This window comes from Aliiroseovarius lamellibrachiae (assembly GCF_018599245.1).
Classification (GTDB): Bacteria; Pseudomonadota; Alphaproteobacteria; order Rhodobacterales; family Rhodobacteraceae; genus Aliiroseovarius; species Aliiroseovarius lamellibrachiae.
This window is the reverse complement of the sequence record NZ_JAHEVJ010000009.1, coordinates 21,683-41,597: the sequence shown is the minus strand read 5'-3', so window position 1 is coordinate 41,597 and position 19,915 is coordinate 21,683. Positions and strand designations below refer to the sequence as shown.

Below are 19,915 nucleotides of genomic sequence, written 5' to 3'. Positions count from 1 at the left end.
TTATTATGTCCATTCATAAGAGAGAGCGACATGAAAATTTTTGCACAGCGCGCCTATTGCAAAGAGGGCTGGAACCAAAATGTCCGGATCACGATTGAAGCGGGCAAAATTGTACAGATCGCTCTGAACTCCAGCGCGAAAGATGGGGACATTCGTGTCGACACGCTGATGCCCGCGCTTGCCAATGTGCACAGCCACAGCTTTCAACGCGCAATGGCGGGCATGACGGAATATCGCGCAAAAGGACGCGAGAGCTTTTGGACGTGGCGCGATCTCATGTATCGGTTTTTGCACCGGCTGACGCCCGACCATATCGCGCCCATTGCGGCGCAAACCTTTATGGAAATGCAAAAGGTCGGATATGCGTCGGTGGGCGAGTTTCACTATATCCACAACCAACCAGATGGAGCGCGATATGCGAACCCCGCAGAGCTGTCAGAGCAGATTATGGCAGCGGCAAAAACCGCCGGAATTGGCCTGACCCACCTGCCCGTGCTCTATTCTTACGGCGGTGTGGATGGTCGTGCGTTGACCGGCGGGCAGCTTCGTTTTGCCAATGATCTGGGGGCGTTTTCTGATCTAGTGTCGCGGTGCAAAACCGCCGCAAAAGACGTGCATGACGATACAATAGTGGGCATTGCGCCGCATTCTTTGCGTGGGTCTTCGACAGCGGATATTGCCGAAATTCTTTCAATGCATAAGGACGGCCCGGTGCATATCCACATCGCAGAACAGGTGAAAGAAGTTGAGGATATCAAAGCCGCTTTGGGCGCGCGTCCGGTGGAACACCTTTTGGATCATGCGCCTGTGGATGCGCGCTGGTGCATGATTCATGCCACCCATCTGACCGAAGCGGAAACCACCGCCTTTGCCAAATCCGGCGCCGTGGCTGGGCTTTGCCCGATCACCGAAGCCAATCTGGGCGACGGCATTTTCAACGGCCCAACATTCCTGCAAGCGGGCGGCGCGTTTGGGCTGGGATCGGACAGCAATGTGAATATTTCACTGACAGAAGAGCTGCGCATGTTGGAATATTCGCAGCGCCTGCGCGATCGGGAACGCAATGTGTTGGTGGAGGGAGAGGGATCCACCGGCAAGACGCTCTATCTTGGTGCCGCAAAAGGCGGTGCGCAGGCTTTGGGGCGCACTGCTGGCCGCATCGAAACCGGTGCGCTCGCGGATTTGGTGGCAATCAACAGCCAAGATCCAACACTCTGCGCGCTGCGCGAAGACCAGCTTTTTGATGGCCTGGTCTTTGCGGCAAAAGATACCGTTGTGACAGACCTTTGGTCGGCTGGGCGGCATCAGGTTCAGGCCGGGCGGCATACAGCGGAAGAAAAGATAACGACCGCCTATCGTGCTGCAATTTCCGATCTTACCTCGGATATTTAGTCATCTAGGATGGCCCTGACCCACCGTGATGATCTTCGCCTTGGCCCCAAGGGTGATCTGCTTTAAGACTATCGTTAATCTGCTTATGCACAGATCTATGAGGTCGCCAAATGAGTGATGCCAACAGGATGAGCTATCAGGACATCAAAGTAAAAGTCCTGCAATCGATTCGTGACAACACATGGCCGCCGGGCACCATTATGCCGGGCGAAGTGGATCTGGCGGAGCAATTTGGTTGCGCGCGTGCCACCGTCAACCGGGCGATGCGCGAATTGGCCGAAGAAGGCATCCTGGATCGCAAACGCAAGGCCGGAACGCGGGTGAAAAAATCCCCGACGCGGCAAGCGAAATTTGTCATTCCAGTCATCCGCGAAGAGGTGGAAAACACCGGCGGTGCCTATCGTTATGCCCTTGTCAGTCGCACCCAAATGCCCGCGCCCGGCTGGCTTTGTGCCAAATTGCAATTGACCCCGGAGGATCAGGTTTTGCACCTGCACTGTATGCATTACAGCGACAGCAAACCCTATCAATATGAGGATCGTTGGATCAATCTGTCCGCCGCCCCAAGTGCCGCGGATACGGATTTCAAAGAGATTGGCCCCAATGAATGGCTGGTGCGTGAAATTCCGTTTACCGATGCCGAACTGACCTTTTCTGCCAGTCGCGCCACCCGCACTGTGGCCGAATATCTTGAGGCAGCCGAGGGAGATGCGCTTTTTACCATCGAGCGCACAACATGGCTGAACCAACAGACCGTCACCTTCGCGCGGCTGCATTTCAGCCCCGGATATCAACTGACAACCAAGCTTTAGCCGCGCGTCAACGGATTACAGAAAAGACAACCGCTCGCCCTGCCCCAACCCAACACGCCGGTCAGGGTTGGCAAAAGCTTTTGCCGCACAGGGATAGCGGCGCATCAGATCCGCCCCGCCGGGCACGCGGTCAGGGAAAAGAATGCCGTCTTCCCACACCGCAACCCCATCAATCCGGATGGTCGGATCTATCACATTAAGCGAGATTTCTCCGGGCGGATAGGCGCCGCAGGTGTGAAAATGCAGAATGCGCGGGTTGCCAAAGGCCCCGCCGCTCCACCGTTCAAAACTTTTGGATGCCGCATCGGCAAACCCACAGCCTGGGTGAATTCCGCCATGCCAAGAATGCACAAAATAGGGATCAATTCCAAAGGCTTTGCCCACGCGTTCATAATGTGCGGTGGCGGCGGCGACATCGGCGTTGCTGCCCTCAAACCCGGTGATGGTGTTGTTTTCAAAGCTGACAAACAGCGTGTCATCCAGTGGGCAGGCGTATGGCGAATAGTAATTTGACCCGGTGCCCACCAAAAAACCTGCTTGGGCGATGCGCCCGACAAATCCATTTGCGTCAGCGGGTTTGAACACGGAAAGCGGAAAGCGTTTGATGGATGTGTCACCGTGTTCCACATCCAAATCCGTGATGCGGCCTGAGAAATCAGTGCCCAAAGGACAGCTCACTTGGATCTTATCCGCGGCCGCCATCATCGTGTTGATCAACCGCTTTAACCCATCAAAGGCGCGGTAATCGGCGGTGCCAAAGCCCGAACTGAGCATATCGCGATCCAGTGCATAGCTGACGATCTGTGTGTCGGGTTTGCTGTTCGCGTTAAACCGGAGTTGATCACCAATCCGTGCCAGAAAAAGCGTGCGATCTGCGATTGAAATTTGTGCGGATAGATCTGGGTCGGGTTCGGTCACGTCGCGGTTAAACGGCACCTCGTATAGCGCGGGAAACAGACCCAACCGGCGCGATACGGTGACAACTTCCTGAAGCATTTCAGCATCATAATATCCTTCAGTCGCGTTCTCATGTACAATCAGCACCTTGTCGCCGGGGGCCGCAGCGGCGCAGTTGATCAGCATATTTTCGACCCCTTTGAAAAACGGGCCACGATCGAAGCTGTCGACATTGTTCATCGTCAAACTCTTTGCGGATAGATATTATGAAGTTGGTTTTGGTGCCGGATCAGTGCCGGTTGTTAAAGATTACGCCAGCGCCGCGTATTTTGGCATTTGATTTTCATAATACAGGACATTACCGTGGCTTATGCTGAAGCTTCTCCCCTTTTCCGCCCTGCGTACGCTTGAAACTGTTGTTCGCCTTAACGGGTTTGGCCGCGCCGCCGAAGAACTGAGCGTGACCCAAAGCGCGGTCAGCCAGCATATCAAGGCATTGGAAGAATGGACCGGCCACAAGCTTTTGATCCGCGGGGCGCGTAAAACGGTGCCAACCGACAGCGGATTGCGGCTGGCATCGGCTGTGGCCGAGGGGTTTGGCGCGGTGCAACTGGTCTGTGACGATCTTCGCGATCGGACGAAACCCATAAAACGCGGGCTGCTTTTGGCGTCGCCCCCTGGGTTTGCCTTTGTCTGGCTGCTCCCACGATTGATGACGTTTGATGAACGCCACCCCGACGTTCCTGTCTCGCTGTCGACAGATGTTTTTGCCCGCGAGTCTACGGCGGATGTGGCGGATGTGAGAATTCATTATGGGGTGGGCGGCTTTCCGGGCCTGCATGCCGAACGGCTGATGGACGAGCAAATGACCCCGGTGTGCTCCCCCGCTTTGGCCCAGAAGATCACCACGGTTTCCGACCTCGGGCATCACACAATCCTGCAAGATGACGTGCAGCAATTGGGGGTTCCGTCCACTTGGACTATTTGGGCCGATGACGTGGGGGTCGCGCTGCCCAAAAGCGATCGGATACGCAAGTACGGCCAGGCCAATATGGTGGTGCAAGCCGCCATCAAAGGGGGCGGAGTGGCGATGGGGCGCGCGCCTTTGGTCACCGATGCCTTGGTGGATGGATCCCTTGTCTGCCCCTTGCCGATGCTGGCACAATCACAATTGTCTTATTGGTTTGTCTGCCGTCCAGACGCTTTGAAGCAACGGCGCATTAAGATGTTTCGCGATTGGCTGTTTGACGAAGTCGCCGCGCAGCCGGCGATGGCAAACCTGCTGGGATAACGTGCTTTACGCCATTTTTTCCGGTCCGATCTTTTCACTTGTTAACGAATTCAACACGCGGGCATACTGGATTTGATCCGTAAGTTTTTGAGAAGATACTGGAATTGCGGTCTGATATTAGGGCGCATTATGACAAACATAAGCATTTATTGTATAGTCAAATAGAGGATGGCTTGGCACGTTTCCCTATGGAACACAGAAACAACATCATCTCCGCCAGGAACGTAGACAAGTTTTATGGTGCATTTCAGGCGCTCTATGATGTCAGTCTGAACGTCGCAAAAGGCGAGCGTGTTGTGATTTGCGGCCCATCGGGTTCTGGGAAATCGACCCTTATCCGTTGTATGAATGGGTTGGAATTCCACAATTCTGGCATCATCACCATCAATGGGGTCGAGGTGAACGAACGCTCAAAACAACTGCCAGCCCTGCGTCAAGACATCGGGATGGTGTTTCAACAATTCAACCTCTTTCCACATCTAACCATTCTGGAAAACCTGACCATCGGCCCGATCCGGGTGCGCGGTGTGTCTAAGGTTGAGGCTGAAGAACGGGCGCGTAACTATCTGGAACGCGTACATATTCCTGAACAAGCCGACAAATATCCCAACCAGCTTTCCGGCGGGCAACAACAGCGCGTGGCCATTGCGCGATCGCTGTGTATGGAAACGCAGATCATGCTTTTCGACGAACCCACTTCGGCGCTTGATCCTGAGATGATCAACGAAGTGCTGGATGTCATGATCGAATTGGCCGACAGTGGCATGACGATGGTCTGTGTGACCCATGAAATGGGCTTTGCACGCAAAGTGGCCGATACAATGATTTTTATGGAGGCGGGTCGTATTGTTGAAACCGCACCACCCAATAAGTTTTTTACCGCGCCTGACAGCGAACGCTGTCGCCTGTTTCTCAGTCAGATCCTGGCGCATTGAACGATGACGGATCTAAGCGCCCCTGCCCCACAGACCGCCCCACAAACCACCCGGCCGCGCGCGCAGGGTCGCGGCTTTCCGGTGGTGTCGGTGGCGCTTTATGCTTTGATCATCGGCGGTATCATCTGGGGGGCATATGCCGGCGCACAATCCATGGGCTACAATTGGCAATGGTACCGGATGCCACAGTATTTCTATCGGCTGACGGATGATGGGTTTCAGTGGGGCGAGATTGCCATCGGGCTTGTGAAAACGCTCCAGCTGTCCACCATCGCCTTTGTGCTTGCGACGGTGATCGGGCTTGTGGTCGCGTTGTTGCGGATGTCCGGGCTGGTTGTTGGCACCGCGGTTGCGATTGGATTTCTGGAGTTTATTCGCAACATGCCGATCCTCGTGCTGCTCTATCTCTTTTACTACGTGCTGGGGCCGGTCTTTGGGTTTGATCGTTTCACGGCGAGCATCCTGTGTCTGGCGGTTTTCCACGGTGCGCTGATCTCGGAAATTCTGCGCGCGGGCATTCAGGCTGTGGCCCCCGGGCAATGGGAAGCGGCGAAATCCATCGGCATGTCCACGACGCAGGCGTACCGCTATATCGTGCTGCCGCAATCCGTGCGGTTCATGTTGCCGCCGATGACAGGCGAAGTGGTGCATCTGGTGAAAAGTTCCGCCATTGTCAGCGTGATTGCCGTGGCCGAACTGACGACGATCGGGCGCAATATCATCTCGGACACGTACATGAGTTTTGAGGTCTGGTTTACCATCGCCGCCGTTTACATGGTTGTCACGTTGATCCTGTCCATTGGCGTCAGCTGGTTGGAAAATAAATACGCCGTTGATCACTAATCCATTAATATTAAAAGCAGAAATACAATCTGCATCACCCACACCAAGGCCCATAACAAGGAGAGAATTATGAAACTGACAAGACGTATGTTTGGCGCTGCCTTTGCGGTGGCTGCGACTGCCGCCCTCGCCTTTCCGGCAACCGCGCAATCCACGCGCCAGGGCGTATCGGGCGATTCCGTCATTGAAACCATCAAAACACGCGGCGTGATCAAGATCGGCCTGTCACTGTTCAAACCTTGGTCGATGCGCGATCTTGAAGGCGAGCTGGTGGGATTTGAACTCGATGTGGGTCGCAAACTGGCCGAGGACATGGGCGTCGAGGTGGAGTTTGTGCCGACCTCTTGGGATGGTATCATCCCGGCGCTGGTGTCGGGCAAATTTGACGTGATCATCAGCGGGATGTCGATCACCCCACAGCGCAATCTGACGGTGAACTTTTCCGACCCCTATGCCTATTCGGGCATGACCATTCTGGCCAATACCGCGATGACAAAAGGCTTTTCGCTTGAGGATTACAACAGCCCGGATGTGACCTTTGCCGCCCGTCGCGGCGCCACACCCGCCGCCGTGATTGCCGCCGTTTTCCCCGAGGCTGAATTGCTGCTGTTTGACGAAGATGGGGCATCAACCCAAGAGGTTCTGAACGGAAATGCCCATGCCACCATGGCGTCTGAACCCACCCCCTCAACCGAGGCGCGCCGTTATGCCGAAACGCTGAATGTGCCCTTTGACCGGACCTTCCATGCCACCGGCGAAAGCTTTGCCTACCGTAAGGGGGACCCAGACGCGACCAACTTTTTCAACAATTGGATCAACGTGCATCACGCCAATGGCTGGTTGAAATCGCGCAATGATTACTGGTTCCGTGGCAATGAATGGGCCGCCCAAGTCGGCGAAGAGTAAGGCTTTGACACCCGCTGGCGGGGCGCTCGCTCCTCGCCAGCACCACCCGGAGGTCTGACGTGCCCAAATTCCTGAAACGCCTGCATTGGCTGGACATTCTGATCCTTGTGATCCTCGCCGTTTTTGTGGCGGTGATCTGGGTACGGATTGATGGCACGCTGAATTACAAATGGCGGTGGGATCGGATCCCAAACTACATCCTGCGCTATAGCACCAAATACGAAACCTGGGTGCCCAATGTGCTGTTGCAGGGCTTTATCGCCACCATTCGCATCAGCATTTTTGCAAGCATATTGGCGCTGATTTTAGGTGTCATTCTTGGCATTGCGCGCTGTTCCACCAATCTGACCGTGCGCATGCTCGCGCGGACCTATCTTGAATTTCTGCGCAACATCCCCCCGATTGTTGTGATCTTCATCTTCTATTTCTTCCTGTCCGAACAGCTGATCACCGCGCTTAATATCGAAAGCTGGGCACGGGGCATTGCGCGGCAGGAAAACAACGCCGTGTGGGAGTTTCTTTTTGGCGATATGCGCCGCTTCCCGTCTTTGGTTTCTGGCATCATTGTGCTGGCCCTGTTTGAAAGCGCCTTTGTGGGTGAAATTGTCCGTGCGGGCATTCAGTCGATCCCGAAAGGTCAGCATGAAGCGGCAAAATCCATTGGCATGGGGCGCATAGATACCCTGCGCTATATCGTCTTGCCGCAAGCCTTGAAAAAGGTCACGCCGCCGTTGGCCAATCAGTTTATCACGCTGGTGAAAGACAGCGCGATCATCTCGTTGATTTCGGTGCAGGAGCTGACCTTTAAAACCGTCGAACTTGTCGCGTCTACAAGGTTGATATTTGAGGCGTGGCTGACCACCGCCGCGCTTTATTTTGTGCTTTGCTTTAGCCTATCCATGCTGTTTCGCCGGCTTGAGCGGAAATCGGATCAACGCTGACCTGGTACAGCGGATTTAACCTGCGCGGGCGCCACCAAGGCCACGAACAATCTCCGCCATCTCGCGAAACACCGGGGCCAGCGGGCTTTTTTTACGCCAAATCATCCCAATGGTGCGCGCGGGTTGCGGGTCGGCAAAATGCGCAATCGACACCGGGGCGGAGCCTGTTTCCACCGCCACCGCCATTTCCGGGATTAACGTCACGCCAATGCCTGCGCCAACCATTTGAACCAAAGTGGCCAAAGAGCTGCCGTCCAACATCTCGCTTGGCGGGCCCGACGGCTGGTTGCAAAACGACAAAGCCTGATCACGAAAACAATGCCCCTCTTCAAGCAGCAACAACCGCATTTCGCGCAGCATTTCCCGGTTTGGAATGGGGTTTCCTGCGTCACGTTCCGGGCGCACCAAAACAAAATTCTCGTCAAACAACGCGACTTCGGTGAACGCCGCATCAGAGATCGGCAGGGCGACAATCGCCGTATCAATCCGCCCATCGGCCAATTCCCGCAGAAGGTTTGAGGTCTGTGTTTCGCGCACATGAATATCCGCCCCATCATGCACTTGGGTGAGGTTTTTGATGATTTTGGGCAATAAATACGGCGCAATTGTCGGGATCACACCGATCCGCAACTGCCCCACAAAACGCCCCTGAGCGGTGCGCGCGAGCGCTTCGAGATCATCGACTGAACGCAAAATATCACGGCTGCGATCCAGAAATGCCTGCCCAAATCGGGTTAGGCGCACCTGTCGCGGGCCACGTTCAAAGAGCGGTGTGCCCAGCATCTCTTCCAGCTCTTTAATTTGGACGGATAGCGCGGGTTGTGACACGGAACAGGCCTCAGCCGCGCGGCCAAAATGGCCTGTCAGGCTGAGGGCTTCGACATATCGCAGTTTTCTCAGGGTGATGTCTATCATAAGGTAAACCTATCACGTTGATATGAAAATGCAATTTCCCTTAATCAATACTGCGCCCTAGGCTGATCGCAGCACAGGGCAATTCAGCCCTGATGATCTGGCAAGTTGGATGGAGAATGTAATGGACGGAAATACTGGAAAATGCCCGGTGGCCCATGGTGCAACCTCAACCGGAACACGGTCAAACGGTGACTGGTGGCCCAATCAATTGAACCTGCGCATTCTGCATCAAAACAGCGAGAAATCCGACCCGATGGGCGCCGATTTTGATTATCGCGAGGCGTTTAAAGGGCTGGATTTAAAGGCGCTAAAGCAAGATCTCTATGCGTTGATGACCGACAGCCAAGATTGGTGGCCCGCGGACTACGGCCACTATGGCCCGCTCTTTGTGCGCATGGCATGGCACAGCGCCGGCACGTACCGCACGGCCGATGGGCGCGGGGGCGGTGGCACCGGGAACCAGCGATTTGCACCGCTGAATTCCTGGCCGGACAATGTGAATTTAGACAAAGCGCGTCGCTTGCTGTGGCCGATCAAACAGAAATACGGCAATGCGATTTCATGGGCCGATCTGTTCATCCTCGCGGGCAACGCCGCGATCGAGGATATGGGCCTGCGGACCTTTGGCTTTGGTGGTGGTCGCGTAGATATTTGGGAACCGGAAGAGGATATTTACTGGGGGGCTGAGACGGATTGGTTGGCGGATGCGCGCTATTCCGGCGAGCGTGATCTTGAGAATCCTTTGGCCGCCGTTCAGATGGGTTTGATCTATGTGAATCCCGAGGGCCCAAATGGCAATCCTGACCCCGTTGCCTCGGGCCGCGATGTGCGCGACACCTTTGCGCGCATGGCGATGAATGACGAAGAAACCGTGGCGCTGGTGGCCGGCGGGCACACCTTTGGCAAGGCCCATGGCGCTGGTGACGCTGCAAAAGTTGGTCCCGAACCAGAGGCCGCATCGATACAAGAAATGGGCCTTGGGTGGTCCAGCTCTCATGGCAGCGGCGTTGGTGCTGATGCCATCGGATCCGGCATTGAAGGCGCGTGGAAACCCAATCCCACCACCTGGGACATGGGCTATTTCAAAGTGCTGTTCAAATACGAATGGGAGCTGGTGAAAAGCCCGGCCGGCGCGCATATGTGGCTCGCGAAAGACGTGGACGAAGAGGACATGGTGGTCGACGCATTTGACCCCAACAAGAGGCACCGTCCGATGATGACCACAGCGGATCTGTCGCTGCGATTTGATCCAATTTACGAGAAGATTTCGCGCCGTTTCTTGGGTGATCCCGATGCCTTTGCCGATGCGTTTGCGCGGGCCTGGTTTAAACTCACCCACCGCGATATGGGGCCTAAGACATTGTATTTAGGCGATGAAACCCCCGCCGAAGACTTGATTTGGCAAGACCCAATTCCCGCAGTTGATCACAGTTTGGTTGACGCCAAGGACATTGAGACGCTGAAGGCTGCGATCGTGAAACATGGACTTTCTGTGCGTGATCTGGTCACAACCGCCTGGGCGTCGGCCTCAACATTCCGGGGGTCTGACAAGCGCGGTGGGGCCAATGGTGCGCGCATTCGGCTGGCCCCACAAAAAGACTGGGCGGCAAATGAACCGGACCAATTGTCCCGTGTTTTGGGTGAGCTGGCGTGCATTCGCGATGGGTTCAACAAAGGTGCGACAGGCGACAAAAAGATCTCGCTTGCTGATCTGATCGTGCTGGCTGGCGGCGTCGGTGTCGAGATAGCAGCCAAGGCAGCGGGCCATGATATTTCCGTCCCCTTCACGCCGGGTCGTATGGATGCGTCCGAGGATCAAACCGATGTGGAAAGCATCGCGGTGTTAGAGCCAGTCGCAGATGGGTTCCGCAACTTTGAAAAGGCGCGTTTCACCGTGACGGCAGAAGAGTTGCTGGTCGACAAAGCCCAGCTTTTGACCCTGACCGCGCCCGAAATGACGGTCCTTGTGGGCGGCATGCGGGTGATGGGTGCAAATCATGGCGACACAGCCCATGGGGTGCTGACCAATCGTCCCGGCCAATTGACCAATGATTTCTTTGTGAACCTGTTGGACATGGGCACCAAATGGGTGCCAACAGACAACGATGAGATCCATTTTGAGGGGCAAGATCGCAGCAGCGGCGCTGTCAAATGGACCGGCACACGCGTTGATTTGGTCTTCGGGTCTAACTCGCAACTGCGCGCGCTGTCCGAACTCTATGCACAGGCGGATGCCGGCGGAAAATTTGTCGCAGACTTCGTCGCGGCATGGGTCAAAGTCATGAACGCTGACCGGTTTGATATTTGAACGTGAGTTAAGTGATGAAGGGTGCGGCGTCCGTCTGGGCGCCGCATTTCTATGCCCTACGCGTCTCTCTTGGCAGGTTCGCAGGGGTGATAATCTGCACGTTTGACGGGGCATCAACGGTATCGGCAGGCATCAACCGATGGTGACGTAACAGCCGATGAAAGGCATTGCGCAGATCAGTATGCAGGTCGTGATGCAGCACATATTGGATACACCTGCTCAGCAACAAGTCTTTGTTTTCTCGATCTAAATCATGGGCGATAAACAGATGAGGAGCATGACCAAGGTTTGATAGAACCTGATCAATCGCCCGATTCCCACCACCCATGGAGTAGACCGCAACAAGGTCATCAACCCCGCGCAGCACGCGCATGACATCTTGCGCCGTGTCATGGGGCAAACCGCTGCCACCGGTTGCTGAAATGATCTTTAGCTCAGGGCGCAATTGCCGCAGGGCGACGGCAAATGCATCGGCCCGCGCCCCCTCACCCAAAAAGCCGAGATTGCTTTGTGTGGCCAATATTGTACCCGGCCCTTTCGGCAATGACAGATCCATCAAATAGGCTGCAACCTGCCCCGCGGCGGCATTCTCCAGCCCGAAATAGCCCAACCGAGCCGGACTTGCGATATCCGTGAACAGGGTGACAACCGGGATGCCCGCAGCGGTCAACTCCGCAATCGCCGCACGCATCAAAGGCGTGTCGCGTAATTTCAGACAAACCCCTTGGCTGCCGCGTTTCAAAATACGTGTGACGGTGGCCAAAACCTCGTCATCGCGCATGACCTCCCCCAACACAAAGCGGGGCCGAATGACGGCGGCACTGACGCCGGGCAACACCTCTTCCGCGGCGCGCTTAACCTCACGGCTAAACCGCGTTGGCGCCTCGACCACCACATCAAAAAACACCCGCCGCCCACGCGCAGACATTTGCCCCTCTTGCTGCGTGAGTTCATCAATCGCGGCCATCACGCGCGCGCGGGTTTGCGGGCTGACATGGGCGCGGCCGTTCAACACCCGGTCAACGGTTGCTGTGCCCATACCCGCCTGAAGCGCGATTTCTTTGATCGGAAAACGATGTGTCATTGATGTATTCTTGATGTGTTTTGCGGCCCCGATCAAGCCCGTCGTGATGCACTCTTTAACAAGCGAACGAAGAAAAGAGAGGCGCCATGACACACCCCTATTTCCATCCTGATACCTGTGAGCTGGCGGAGTTCACAGAGCTTGTTGAACAAACGACAGACCCCGCCAAAACGCCCCTCGCGGCGGAGGTTCGAAAGAACGTGCCCCTTTATGATATGTCCGTTTTGCGGCCCCAGCTGGAGCAGGAAAACACGCGTAAGACGCTGATGGCGGAATGGGCCAACGTGCTGATGTCCGGGGCTGGCGTGGTGGTCCTAAAGGGGGCTTATGCCGACACAACTGTGCTGGATGACGCCACCGAGGTTTACCAACAGATCATCGCCAGGGAGAAAGAGGAAACGGGCGGCGGCGGCGATCATTTTGCGGCCTCTGGGGCAAATGATCGGATCTGGAATTCCGCTCAGAAATTGTGCCTGACGGCCCCTGATGTGTTTCTGCGGTATTTCGCCAACACCTCAATCGCGGCGATGAGCGAAGCGTGGTTGGGTCCAAATTATCAAATGACTGCGCAGATCAATCTGGTGCGTCCCGGCGGGGCGGCCCAGCAAGCGCATCGCGATTATCACATCGGCTTTCAATCGGCTGACATCAGCGCGCAATACCCCGCGCATGTGCATGATTTGTCGCCCGCATTAACCTTGCAAGGTGCCGTTGCCCATTGCGATATGCCGGTGGAAAGTGGCCCAACCAAATTGCTCCCTTTTTCGCAACTGTACCGGCCCGGATATGTGGCATGGCGGCGCGAGGATTTCCGCGCCTATTTTGAGACGCATCATATTCAACTGCCCCTCTCCAAAGGCGATGCGGTGTTTTTCAACCCCGCGCTTTTCCACGCGGCAGGGGCCAATGTCAGTGCGAATATCCACCGTATGGCCAACCTGTTACAGGTGTCTTCGGCCTTTGGGCGCGCGATGGAAACGCTGGATCGTCGGGCGATGTGCAACGCGATGTATCCCCATGCGCAAGCCGCTAAAAACCTGACCCGTTCAGAAATGACAGCCGCAATTGACGCCTGCGCCGAAGGCTATTCGTTCCCCACCAATCTGGACCGCGATCCGCCCGTTGGTGGGCTGGCGCCAGAAACCCAAGCCGCCCTGTTTCAGCGCGCTTTGGATGACGGGCTGACGACAGAGGCGTTCGGCGCGGCCCTGACCGCTATGACCGAAAAACAGCGCCCCTAAATCAGAAAACCCCCGCCGTGCGATACGCGGCGGGGGCCATTTAGGTAAACCTGTGTGACCGGATTAAACCGTACCGCCCAAGGATCCCTCAAGCGCGACAAGTTCCTGACCACCGGCCATCAGGTCCTGCAACTCTTCTGGTGTGATTTGACCGCGCTGTGCGGTGCCAAGGGTTTTTCCGCGGTTAAGCACCGTAAACCGGTCACCCACCGCCATAGCATGACGCACGTTGTGGGTGATGAACACCACCGCCACACCCTGTTTGCGAACCTTGTCGATGGTGGCCAGAACATTGGCGGTTTGGCGCACGCCAAGGGCGGATGTCGGCTCGTCCAAAATCAGCACTTTTGCGCCAAAATGCACGGCCCGTGCGATCGCCACTGTCTGGCGTTCTCCGCCCGACAATGTGCCCACGGCCTGATCTGGCCCGCGCAGGTTAATACCCATTTCCCGCATGGCTTCCATGGTGATACTGTCGGCGAGTTTATGGTCGAAAAATTTCAACGGCCCGACCCGGCGCACAGGTTCATTGCCCATGAAAAAGTTTCGGCTGACGCTCATCAAAGGGATCATCGCGAGATGCTGGTGCACCGTGGCAATCCCGGCCGAAATGGCATCGCGCGGGCGATCGAATTTCATCGGTGTCCCGCCAAAATAGATCTCGCCTTTGGTGGGTTTATGCACCCCGGACATGGTTTTGATAAAGGTGGATTTTCCGGCGCCATTGTCGCCCAAAAGGCAATGGCATTCGCCCGGATAGACCTCTAGCGAGACACCAGCCAGGGCGATGACGGCGCCAAAATGCTTTTCGATGTTTCTCATCTGTACGATTGCGGCATGTTCAGTGCTCATCTTATCTCTCCCCGGTAATCATACGGCGCACATAGGTGTTCAGGATCACAGCGGCCAAAAGGATGACCCCCAGGAACACCCGGAACAACGAGTTTTCGACCCCTGCGAAAAAGAGCCCCTGTTGCACGACGCCAAAGATCAAGGCCCCCAAAGCAGCCCCCACAACCGAGCCATATCCGCCGGTCAAAAGCGCACCGCCGATGACAACGGCAATGATCGCCTCGAATTCCTTTAACACCCCGCGATCGGACCCGGCACCGCCGAATTCCATCACCTGACAGGTGGCAAAAACGGTTGCGCAGAAGGCCGTAAACATGAACATCATGATCTTGACGCGGTTCACCGGAACACCCGAATTACGCGCCGCTTCGGCATCACCACCGGCGGCAAAAATCCAGTTTCCAAATTGCGTACGTGTCAGCAGCACATGCCCAAAGATCACAAGACCAAGCGCCCAGACAATCAGCATGGGAATCCCGTCAACCACAGGGTCACCTGCCCTGCTGCCGCGCGCAAACACCGCGATCAGGCCATTGTCGCCCATCCAGGTGAACAGGCCCCCAAGGATCTTGCCCCCAAACAATGCCGCCAGCCAATCGCCTTCGGCTGCAACATCCACGCCACCAATAATTGTTTTGCGTTCAATGACTTGCGGCAGGAAGATCGCAAATCCGCGTAGGATGAACAGAAAGGCCAAAGTGACGATAAAACTGGGTAAACCCGTGCGAACCACAATGATTCCGTTCAGCGCGCCAATTGCCAACGCAAGCGCAAAGGTGACAAGGATTGCCATCCAGACCGGCCAGCCAAGTGTGACCGTGAAAATCGCAATCATCATGCCTGAAAACCCGATCATTGATCCGACCGACAGATCAAACTCTCCCGCGATCATCAATAGACAGGCGCCGACGGCGATAATCATGAATTGCGCGCTCACTTGGCTCCAGTTCATAACGCCCTGACTGGAGAACATGCCGCTGTCAAAAGCAAACAAAAGGAACATCAGGAACACGATTGCGGTGCCAATGATCCCGCCCAATTCCGGGCGGATGAGGGCTTCGCGGAAACGAGATCGGGTTTTCACCCGTTCGTCAGTTTGAATTTCAGGTGCTGTATCAGACATTTTGACCTCAGAGACCCTAGATGGGGATAAAGAAAGGGCGGCCAATTCGCACCAGCCGCCCAGTCGGGAGAAGATTAACGGTATTCGCCAGCAAACATCTCAACTTTTTCCAACCCGTCTGCGGTTACAAAACCGGGGCCAGAGTTGATGTTGTTGCCGGGCAGAACGCCGTAGCGGTGATAGTTGGTCATCACCACAACCGGCAGATACGCCTGCAAGAACGGCTGTTGGTCGATGCCCCAATTGATGATGCCCGCCTTGATGCCCTTGACGATGTTTTCACCCAAATCGAACGTGCCGAAATAGATGTCACCCGCCATACCGTTTTCGTCCAGCGCAAGCAATGTCGGATCCGCCGATGTTGGCCCAAGCGTCAAGACCGCATCTGTTTCAGGATTGGTGTTCAAATAGGCCAGAACACGGTTTTTGATTTCTGCCGGATCTTGCCCACTGTCGATCATCTGGTTGCCAAGATCGACACCTAAGCCATCTGCAAAACCCTGACACCGTTCGGTCGACGAGGGTGATGAAATGTAATGGTTCACACAAAGGAACGATCCAACACCGTCACCTTTTGCACGCAGACCAGCCGCATACCCTGCGTCATATTCTGGCTGACCAACATACATCAACGCACCAACTTCGCGCGCCTGATCCGGTGTCCCCGAGTTCATGATGATCACATCAACACCCGATGCCACAGCGTTCATGATTGGGCCTTTCAACACCTCGTAATCAGACAAAGTGGTGATGATACCATTGGGGCCAGAGGCCGCCGCCTGTTCGATGATCCGCGCCATATCGGCAAGGTCACCGGTGGGCGGGTTGCGGTATTCAACCTCAACATTCATTTGCTCACCAGCCAGCGCGATGCCGTTTTTGATGGTGTTCCACCAGCTGTCGCTGTCAGGCGCGTGGCTGACAAGAATGTATTTTTCGCCATCTGCCGACGCCGTGGTCGCGGCCATCAGCGGGGCGGCGGCAACAGCTGTCACCAGCGCGAGTTTTTTCATCAGTGAAGTCATGTTTTCCTCCCAAGTTTCACCGGTCTTAATGCCGAAAGAGCGGTTTGCTCCGTCTCTCCGACTCAAGTTAAAGCATATCCAACCTGCTTTTGCAACCGGTTGCAAAAATGCGGAGACTGTTTCATGCTGCATATTGAGAAGAAACCCTTTAAAACACCTGTCACAGGTATTTAAGAACAGGTTGACCATGGCCGTCACATTGAAAGAGGTTGCAGAACGCGCGGGTGTATCACGCTCGGCTGTGTCGCGCGCATTCACCGACGGCGCATCGGTTTCGGACAAAATGCGGCGCAAGGTTGAAAAGGCGGCGCGCGAGTTGGGGTACAGCCCAAATGCGCTGGCGTCCTCCCTGACCACGGGGCGCACCAAACTGATTGGCCTCGTCTCGAACAACTTTCACAACCCGATTTTCCTAGAGGTGTTTGACCTGTTCACCCGCGGATTACAGGACTGTGGATTGCGCCCGCTTTTGGTGAACCTCAGCGACGAAGTGGACCCGGAAAACTCGGTGCGCATGTTGCGGCAATATTCGGTCGACGGCGTTGTTGTGGCCTCCTCCACCCTGCCCCCGGGCTTTGCCAAAGCATTTCGGGATGCCGGTGTTCCGGTGGTGCATTCCTTCGGGCGCTACTCATCCGCCCCGCAAGTCCATGTGGTTGGCATCGACAACTTTGAATGCGGGCGCATGGCGGCACGGACCTTGGTTGATCGCGGCTATGATCACATCGCCTTTTTGGGCGGACCAGAGAGTGCCACCTCGACCCAAGACCGTCACGCCGGGTTTTTGTCAGAGCTGTCGGCACATCCTTCGATCAAAACCAGCCATTCTTTTGCGCATGACTATTCCTTTGACGCAGGCCGGGCCGAGATGATGCGCCTGTTGAAAAGCACCCCAGCACAAGCGTTTTTCTGCGGCGATGACGTGCTGTCCATCGGGGCTTTGTCGGCCATTGCCGATAGCGGGCTTTCGGTGCCCGATGACATTGGCATCATTGGTTTGAATGACATGGAAATGGCGCGTTGGGAAAACATAAATCTGACGACCATCCACCAACCGATCCGGCAAATTGTCTCTTCGTCGATTGAGTTGATGGTGGCGATGCTGGACGAACCGGATCGCTATCCCGAAGCGCGAATTTTCCCCTGTTCCGTGGTAGAACGGGGAACTTTAAAGAGTTTAAAGTGTTTAAAGATTGACGTCGGAGGGGATGTAAAACTTTAAAGTTTCCGGTTTTGAAACTTTAAACAGTTTAAAGAAACCGGGCCGCAACCCGGTTTCTGTTTTTCTTGGTATTAGCGGAACATTGGTGGGCGTGCGTCCATCCAAACGCCCCCTTCTTTGGCCGACGCCACAGCCGTGTGAACCGCCGCCATCGACCGCACTCCGGCCTCGGCATTTGGCAGGCCATCGCGGGTCGCGCCATGGATCGCATCGGCCAGATCGCAATAGATGTTTGCGACCGCCAAAGGGAAGCCTTCGGGATGCGCAATCGCCACTCGGGACAGGCGTTGGGCATCGTCATGCAGGCCCCCTTCGCCCTTTTCAATGATCTGCGTGCGCCCATTAACTGGCGTATAAATCAACTGGTTAGGCTGTTCTGACGCCCAACGAAGACCGCCTGTTTCACCAAACACCTGGATATCAAATCCGTGCTGACGGCCGATCGCAACGGACGATGTCCACAGCCGCCCAACCGTGCCGCCGCGCATACGGAAGTTGACCATCGCATCGTCCTCAAGCTCGCGGCTTGGGATGGTGGACGCGAAATCAGCGGACAGGGTTTCCACCTCATCATCGGCAATAAAACTTGCCATATGAAGCGCGTGAATGCCGCAATCCGCAAACTGACCAGAGACCCCGGCCATCTTGGGATCATAGCGCCACCTCACCCGCGGATTATCCGCATCCGTTGCATCCCCGTGATGCCCGTGGCTGAAATTTGTGACCACCAAACGCACCTTGCCAATCTCGCCATCGCGCACCATTGCACGGGCTTGGCGGACCATTGGATAGGCCGAGTAGCAATAGTTCACAGCACAGATTTTCCCTGCTTTTTCAGCGACTTTGACGATTTCCTCGCCCTCTTCAACCGTCATGGTCATCGGCTTTTCACACAGCACGTTAAACCCGGCCTCAAGAAAGGCTTTGGCGATCTCAAAATGGGTGGCGTTGGGCGTGGCGACTGTCACCAGATCAATACGATCGTCGCGGTTTTTCTCACCCGCCAACATCTCTTGCCAATCCCCATAGGACCGGTCTGCGGCAATGCCCAATCGTTGCGCGTATTCACGCCCCACATCCGGGCGATGATCCAAAGCACCCGCCGCAAATTCAAAGCGCCCATCCGCCAAAGCACCCAACCGGTGCGCAGGTCCAATCTGGCTGCCTTCGCCGCCACCAATCATGCCCCATTTCAGTTTTGTCATGAGAAGCGCTCCTTAGTTAAAGCCAATAGATTCAAGGTATTCGCGGTTCTTGCGCGCATCCCCAACAGGGTCGGGATCCAACAGGGGGTCGCAGTCTTGTTCAACCGTACACCAGCCCTCAAACCCTGCATCCAAAAGCACCTGACGCACCGTGGGGAAGTCGACATCACCCTCGCCAAGATTGCAGAAAATCCCTTGGCCGCAGGCATCGTAAAACCCCGTGCGTTTGGCAATGACGTCCGCTTTCACCTTTGGCGAAATATCCTTGAAGTGCATGTAGGAAATGCGATCAATGTGACGTTTCATAAACGCCACAGGATCAAAGCCAGCATAAGAATGGTGGCCGGTGTCGAAACAGATTTTCAGAATGTTATCATCGACTTCACTCAGCAACCGTTCCAGTTCCGGCTCAAAATCCATGAAACCCGCCGCATGGGCGTGTATGCCAACGGTCAGCCCGTATTCTTCGGTGCCAATGCGCGCAGTTTCGGCGATCCGGTCGCGATAAGCAGCCCATTCCGCCTTATCCATTTGCTCGGCCTCAGACGCACGGCCAGCGGTGGGTGCGCGGCGCGGTGAAATCGAGTCGATCAACACCAAATGCTGCGCCCCATGTGCCTTTAAAGCCCGCGCGGTGCGGTGGGTTGCATCCAACACATCTTCCCATGCATCCGGGTCATGATAGGCGCGAAAAACCACGCCGCCGATCAGCTCCAGTTCATGCTCCGCCAAGCCGTCAGCCAACACAGCGGGATCCTCGGGCATGAAGCCAACGGGCCCCAACTCGATCCCCTTATACCCCGCCTCAGCACAATCCTTCAGCACGGATTGCCAGCTGGGATTACGCGGGTCATCTGCAAACTCCACACCCCAGGAACAGGGCGCATTGCCAATTCTGATAGTCATTTACAAGTCTTTCTTAT

At 55.7% G+C, this 19,915-nt stretch carries 18 protein-coding genes; 10 read left to right on the top strand and 8 right to left on the bottom strand.

What is annotated here, in order from left to right:
* Positions 1 to 30: 30 nt before the first annotated feature.
* Positions 31 to 1,392, top strand: a complete 1,362-nt coding sequence (locus KKW20_RS14865) for a formimidoylglutamate deiminase (RefSeq protein WP_214568698.1) — start codon at positions 31 to 33, stop codon at positions 1,390 to 1,392.
* A 110-nt stretch (positions 1,393 to 1,502) separates the two neighbouring features.
* Complete coding sequence (locus KKW20_RS14860) at positions 1,503 to 2,204, top strand: histidine utilization transcriptional repressor HutC (RefSeq protein WP_214568697.1); 702 nt, start codon at positions 1,503 to 1,505, stop codon at positions 2,202 to 2,204.
* Positions 2,205 to 2,219: 15 nt separating this feature from the next.
* Here the strand turns inward: KKW20_RS14860 and KKW20_RS14855 are convergent, their stop codons facing one another.
* Positions 2,220 to 3,341 (bottom strand): hypothetical protein, encoded by a 1,122-nt coding sequence (locus KKW20_RS14855; RefSeq protein ID WP_214568696.1) that lies wholly within the window; start codon positions 3,339 to 3,341, stop codon positions 2,220 to 2,222.
* A 130-nt stretch (positions 3,342 to 3,471) separates the two neighbouring features.
* On the opposite strand from KKW20_RS14855, the gene KKW20_RS14850 reads away from it, so the two are divergent.
* The 5 genes from KKW20_RS14850 to KKW20_RS14830 all read left to right on the top strand — a co-directional run bounded on the left by KKW20_RS14850 (position 3,472) and on the right by KKW20_RS14830 (position 8,017).
* On the top strand, positions 3,472 to 4,392 hold the full coding sequence (locus KKW20_RS14850) for a LysR substrate-binding domain-containing protein (RefSeq protein ID WP_214568695.1): 921 nt from the start codon (positions 3,472 to 3,474) through the stop codon (positions 4,390 to 4,392).
* Between the two features lie 188 nt (positions 4,393 to 4,580).
* Entirely contained in the window at positions 4,581 to 5,327 is a 747-nt protein-coding gene (locus KKW20_RS14845) for an amino acid ABC transporter ATP-binding protein (protein ID WP_214568694.1), read from the top strand.
* Positions 5,328 to 5,330: 3 nt separating this feature from the next.
* The gene (locus KKW20_RS14840) at positions 5,331 to 6,170 is read left to right on the top strand and encodes an amino acid ABC transporter permease (protein WP_214568693.1); all 840 of its coding nucleotides are present in this window, start codon (positions 5,331 to 5,333) and stop codon (positions 6,168 to 6,170) included.
* 69 nt (positions 6,171 to 6,239) lie between these two features.
* Positions 6,240 to 7,076 (top strand): transporter substrate-binding domain-containing protein, encoded by an 837-nt coding sequence (locus KKW20_RS14835; RefSeq protein ID WP_214568692.1) that lies wholly within the window; start codon positions 6,240 to 6,242, stop codon positions 7,074 to 7,076.
* A 59-nt stretch (positions 7,077 to 7,135) separates the two neighbouring features.
* Positions 7,136 to 8,017 carry an amino acid ABC transporter permease gene (locus KKW20_RS14830; RefSeq protein WP_214568691.1) on the top strand — a complete coding sequence of 294 codons (882 nt, stop codon included), beginning with the start codon at positions 7,136 to 7,138 and terminating at the stop codon, positions 8,015 to 8,017.
* Between the two features lie 15 nt (positions 8,018 to 8,032).
* On the opposite strand, the gene KKW20_RS14825 is transcribed toward KKW20_RS14830, so the two are convergent.
* The gene (locus tag KKW20_RS14825) at positions 8,033 to 8,932 is read right to left on the bottom strand and encodes a LysR substrate-binding domain-containing protein (protein WP_214568690.1); all 900 of its coding nucleotides are present in this window, start codon (positions 8,930 to 8,932) and stop codon (positions 8,033 to 8,035) included.
* A 121-nt stretch (positions 8,933 to 9,053) separates the two neighbouring features.
* Here KKW20_RS14825 and katG point away from each other — a divergent pair, with 121 nt between their 5' ends.
* Positions 9,054 to 11,240 (top strand): catalase/peroxidase HPI, encoded by a 2,187-nt coding sequence (katG, locus tag KKW20_RS14820; protein ID WP_214568689.1) that lies wholly within the window; start codon positions 9,054 to 9,056, stop codon positions 11,238 to 11,240.
* 49 nt (positions 11,241 to 11,289) lie between these two features.
* On the opposite strand, the gene KKW20_RS14815 is transcribed toward katG, so the two are convergent.
* Positions 11,290 to 12,324 carry a LacI family DNA-binding transcriptional regulator gene (locus KKW20_RS14815; protein WP_214568688.1) on the bottom strand — a complete coding sequence of 345 codons (1,035 nt, stop codon included), beginning with the start codon at positions 12,322 to 12,324 and terminating at the stop codon, positions 11,290 to 11,292.
* A gap of 86 nt (positions 12,325 to 12,410) precedes the next feature.
* Between KKW20_RS14815 and KKW20_RS14810 the strand changes: the two genes are divergently transcribed.
* A complete protein-coding gene (locus KKW20_RS14810) occupies positions 12,411 to 13,565 on the top strand; it encodes a phytanoyl-CoA dioxygenase family protein (protein WP_214568687.1) in 1,155 nt (384 codons plus the stop codon).
* Between the two features lie 63 nt (positions 13,566 to 13,628).
* On the opposite strand, the gene KKW20_RS14805 is transcribed toward KKW20_RS14810, so the two are convergent.
* The 3 genes from KKW20_RS14805 to KKW20_RS14795 all read right to left on the bottom strand — a co-directional run bounded on the left by KKW20_RS14805 (position 13,629) and on the right by KKW20_RS14795 (position 16,565).
* Positions 13,629 to 14,417: an ATP-binding cassette domain-containing protein gene (locus KKW20_RS14805; protein WP_214568686.1), complete on the bottom strand. Its 789-nt coding sequence runs from the start codon at positions 14,415 to 14,417 to the stop codon at positions 13,629 to 13,631.
* Between the two features lies 1 nt (position 14,418).
* Positions 14,419 to 15,540: an ABC transporter permease gene (locus KKW20_RS14800; protein WP_214568685.1), complete on the bottom strand. Its 1,122-nt coding sequence runs from the start codon at positions 15,538 to 15,540 to the stop codon at positions 14,419 to 14,421.
* A gap of 74 nt (positions 15,541 to 15,614) precedes the next feature.
* Positions 15,615 to 16,565: a sugar ABC transporter substrate-binding protein gene (locus KKW20_RS14795; RefSeq protein ID WP_214568684.1), complete on the bottom strand. Its 951-nt coding sequence runs from the start codon at positions 16,563 to 16,565 to the stop codon at positions 15,615 to 15,617.
* Positions 16,566 to 16,752: 187 nt separating this feature from the next.
* On the opposite strand from KKW20_RS14795, the gene KKW20_RS14790 reads away from it, so the two are divergent.
* A complete protein-coding gene (locus KKW20_RS14790; protein WP_214568683.1) occupies positions 16,753 to 17,787 on the top strand; it encodes a LacI family DNA-binding transcriptional regulator in 1,035 nt (344 codons plus the stop codon).
* A 71-nt stretch (positions 17,788 to 17,858) separates the two neighbouring features.
* Here KKW20_RS14790 and KKW20_RS14785 read toward each other — a convergent pair whose 3' ends face one another.
* Positions 17,859 to 18,992, bottom strand: coding sequence for a Gfo/Idh/MocA family protein (locus KKW20_RS14785; RefSeq protein ID WP_214568682.1), 1,134 nt, complete (start codon positions 18,990 to 18,992; stop codon positions 17,859 to 17,861).
* Between the two features lie 12 nt (positions 18,993 to 19,004).
* Positions 19,005 to 19,898 carry a TIM barrel protein gene (locus tag KKW20_RS14780; RefSeq protein ID WP_214568681.1) on the bottom strand — a complete coding sequence of 298 codons (894 nt, stop codon included), beginning with the start codon at positions 19,896 to 19,898 and terminating at the stop codon, positions 19,005 to 19,007.
* Between the last annotated feature and the right edge of the window lie 17 nt (positions 19,899 to 19,915).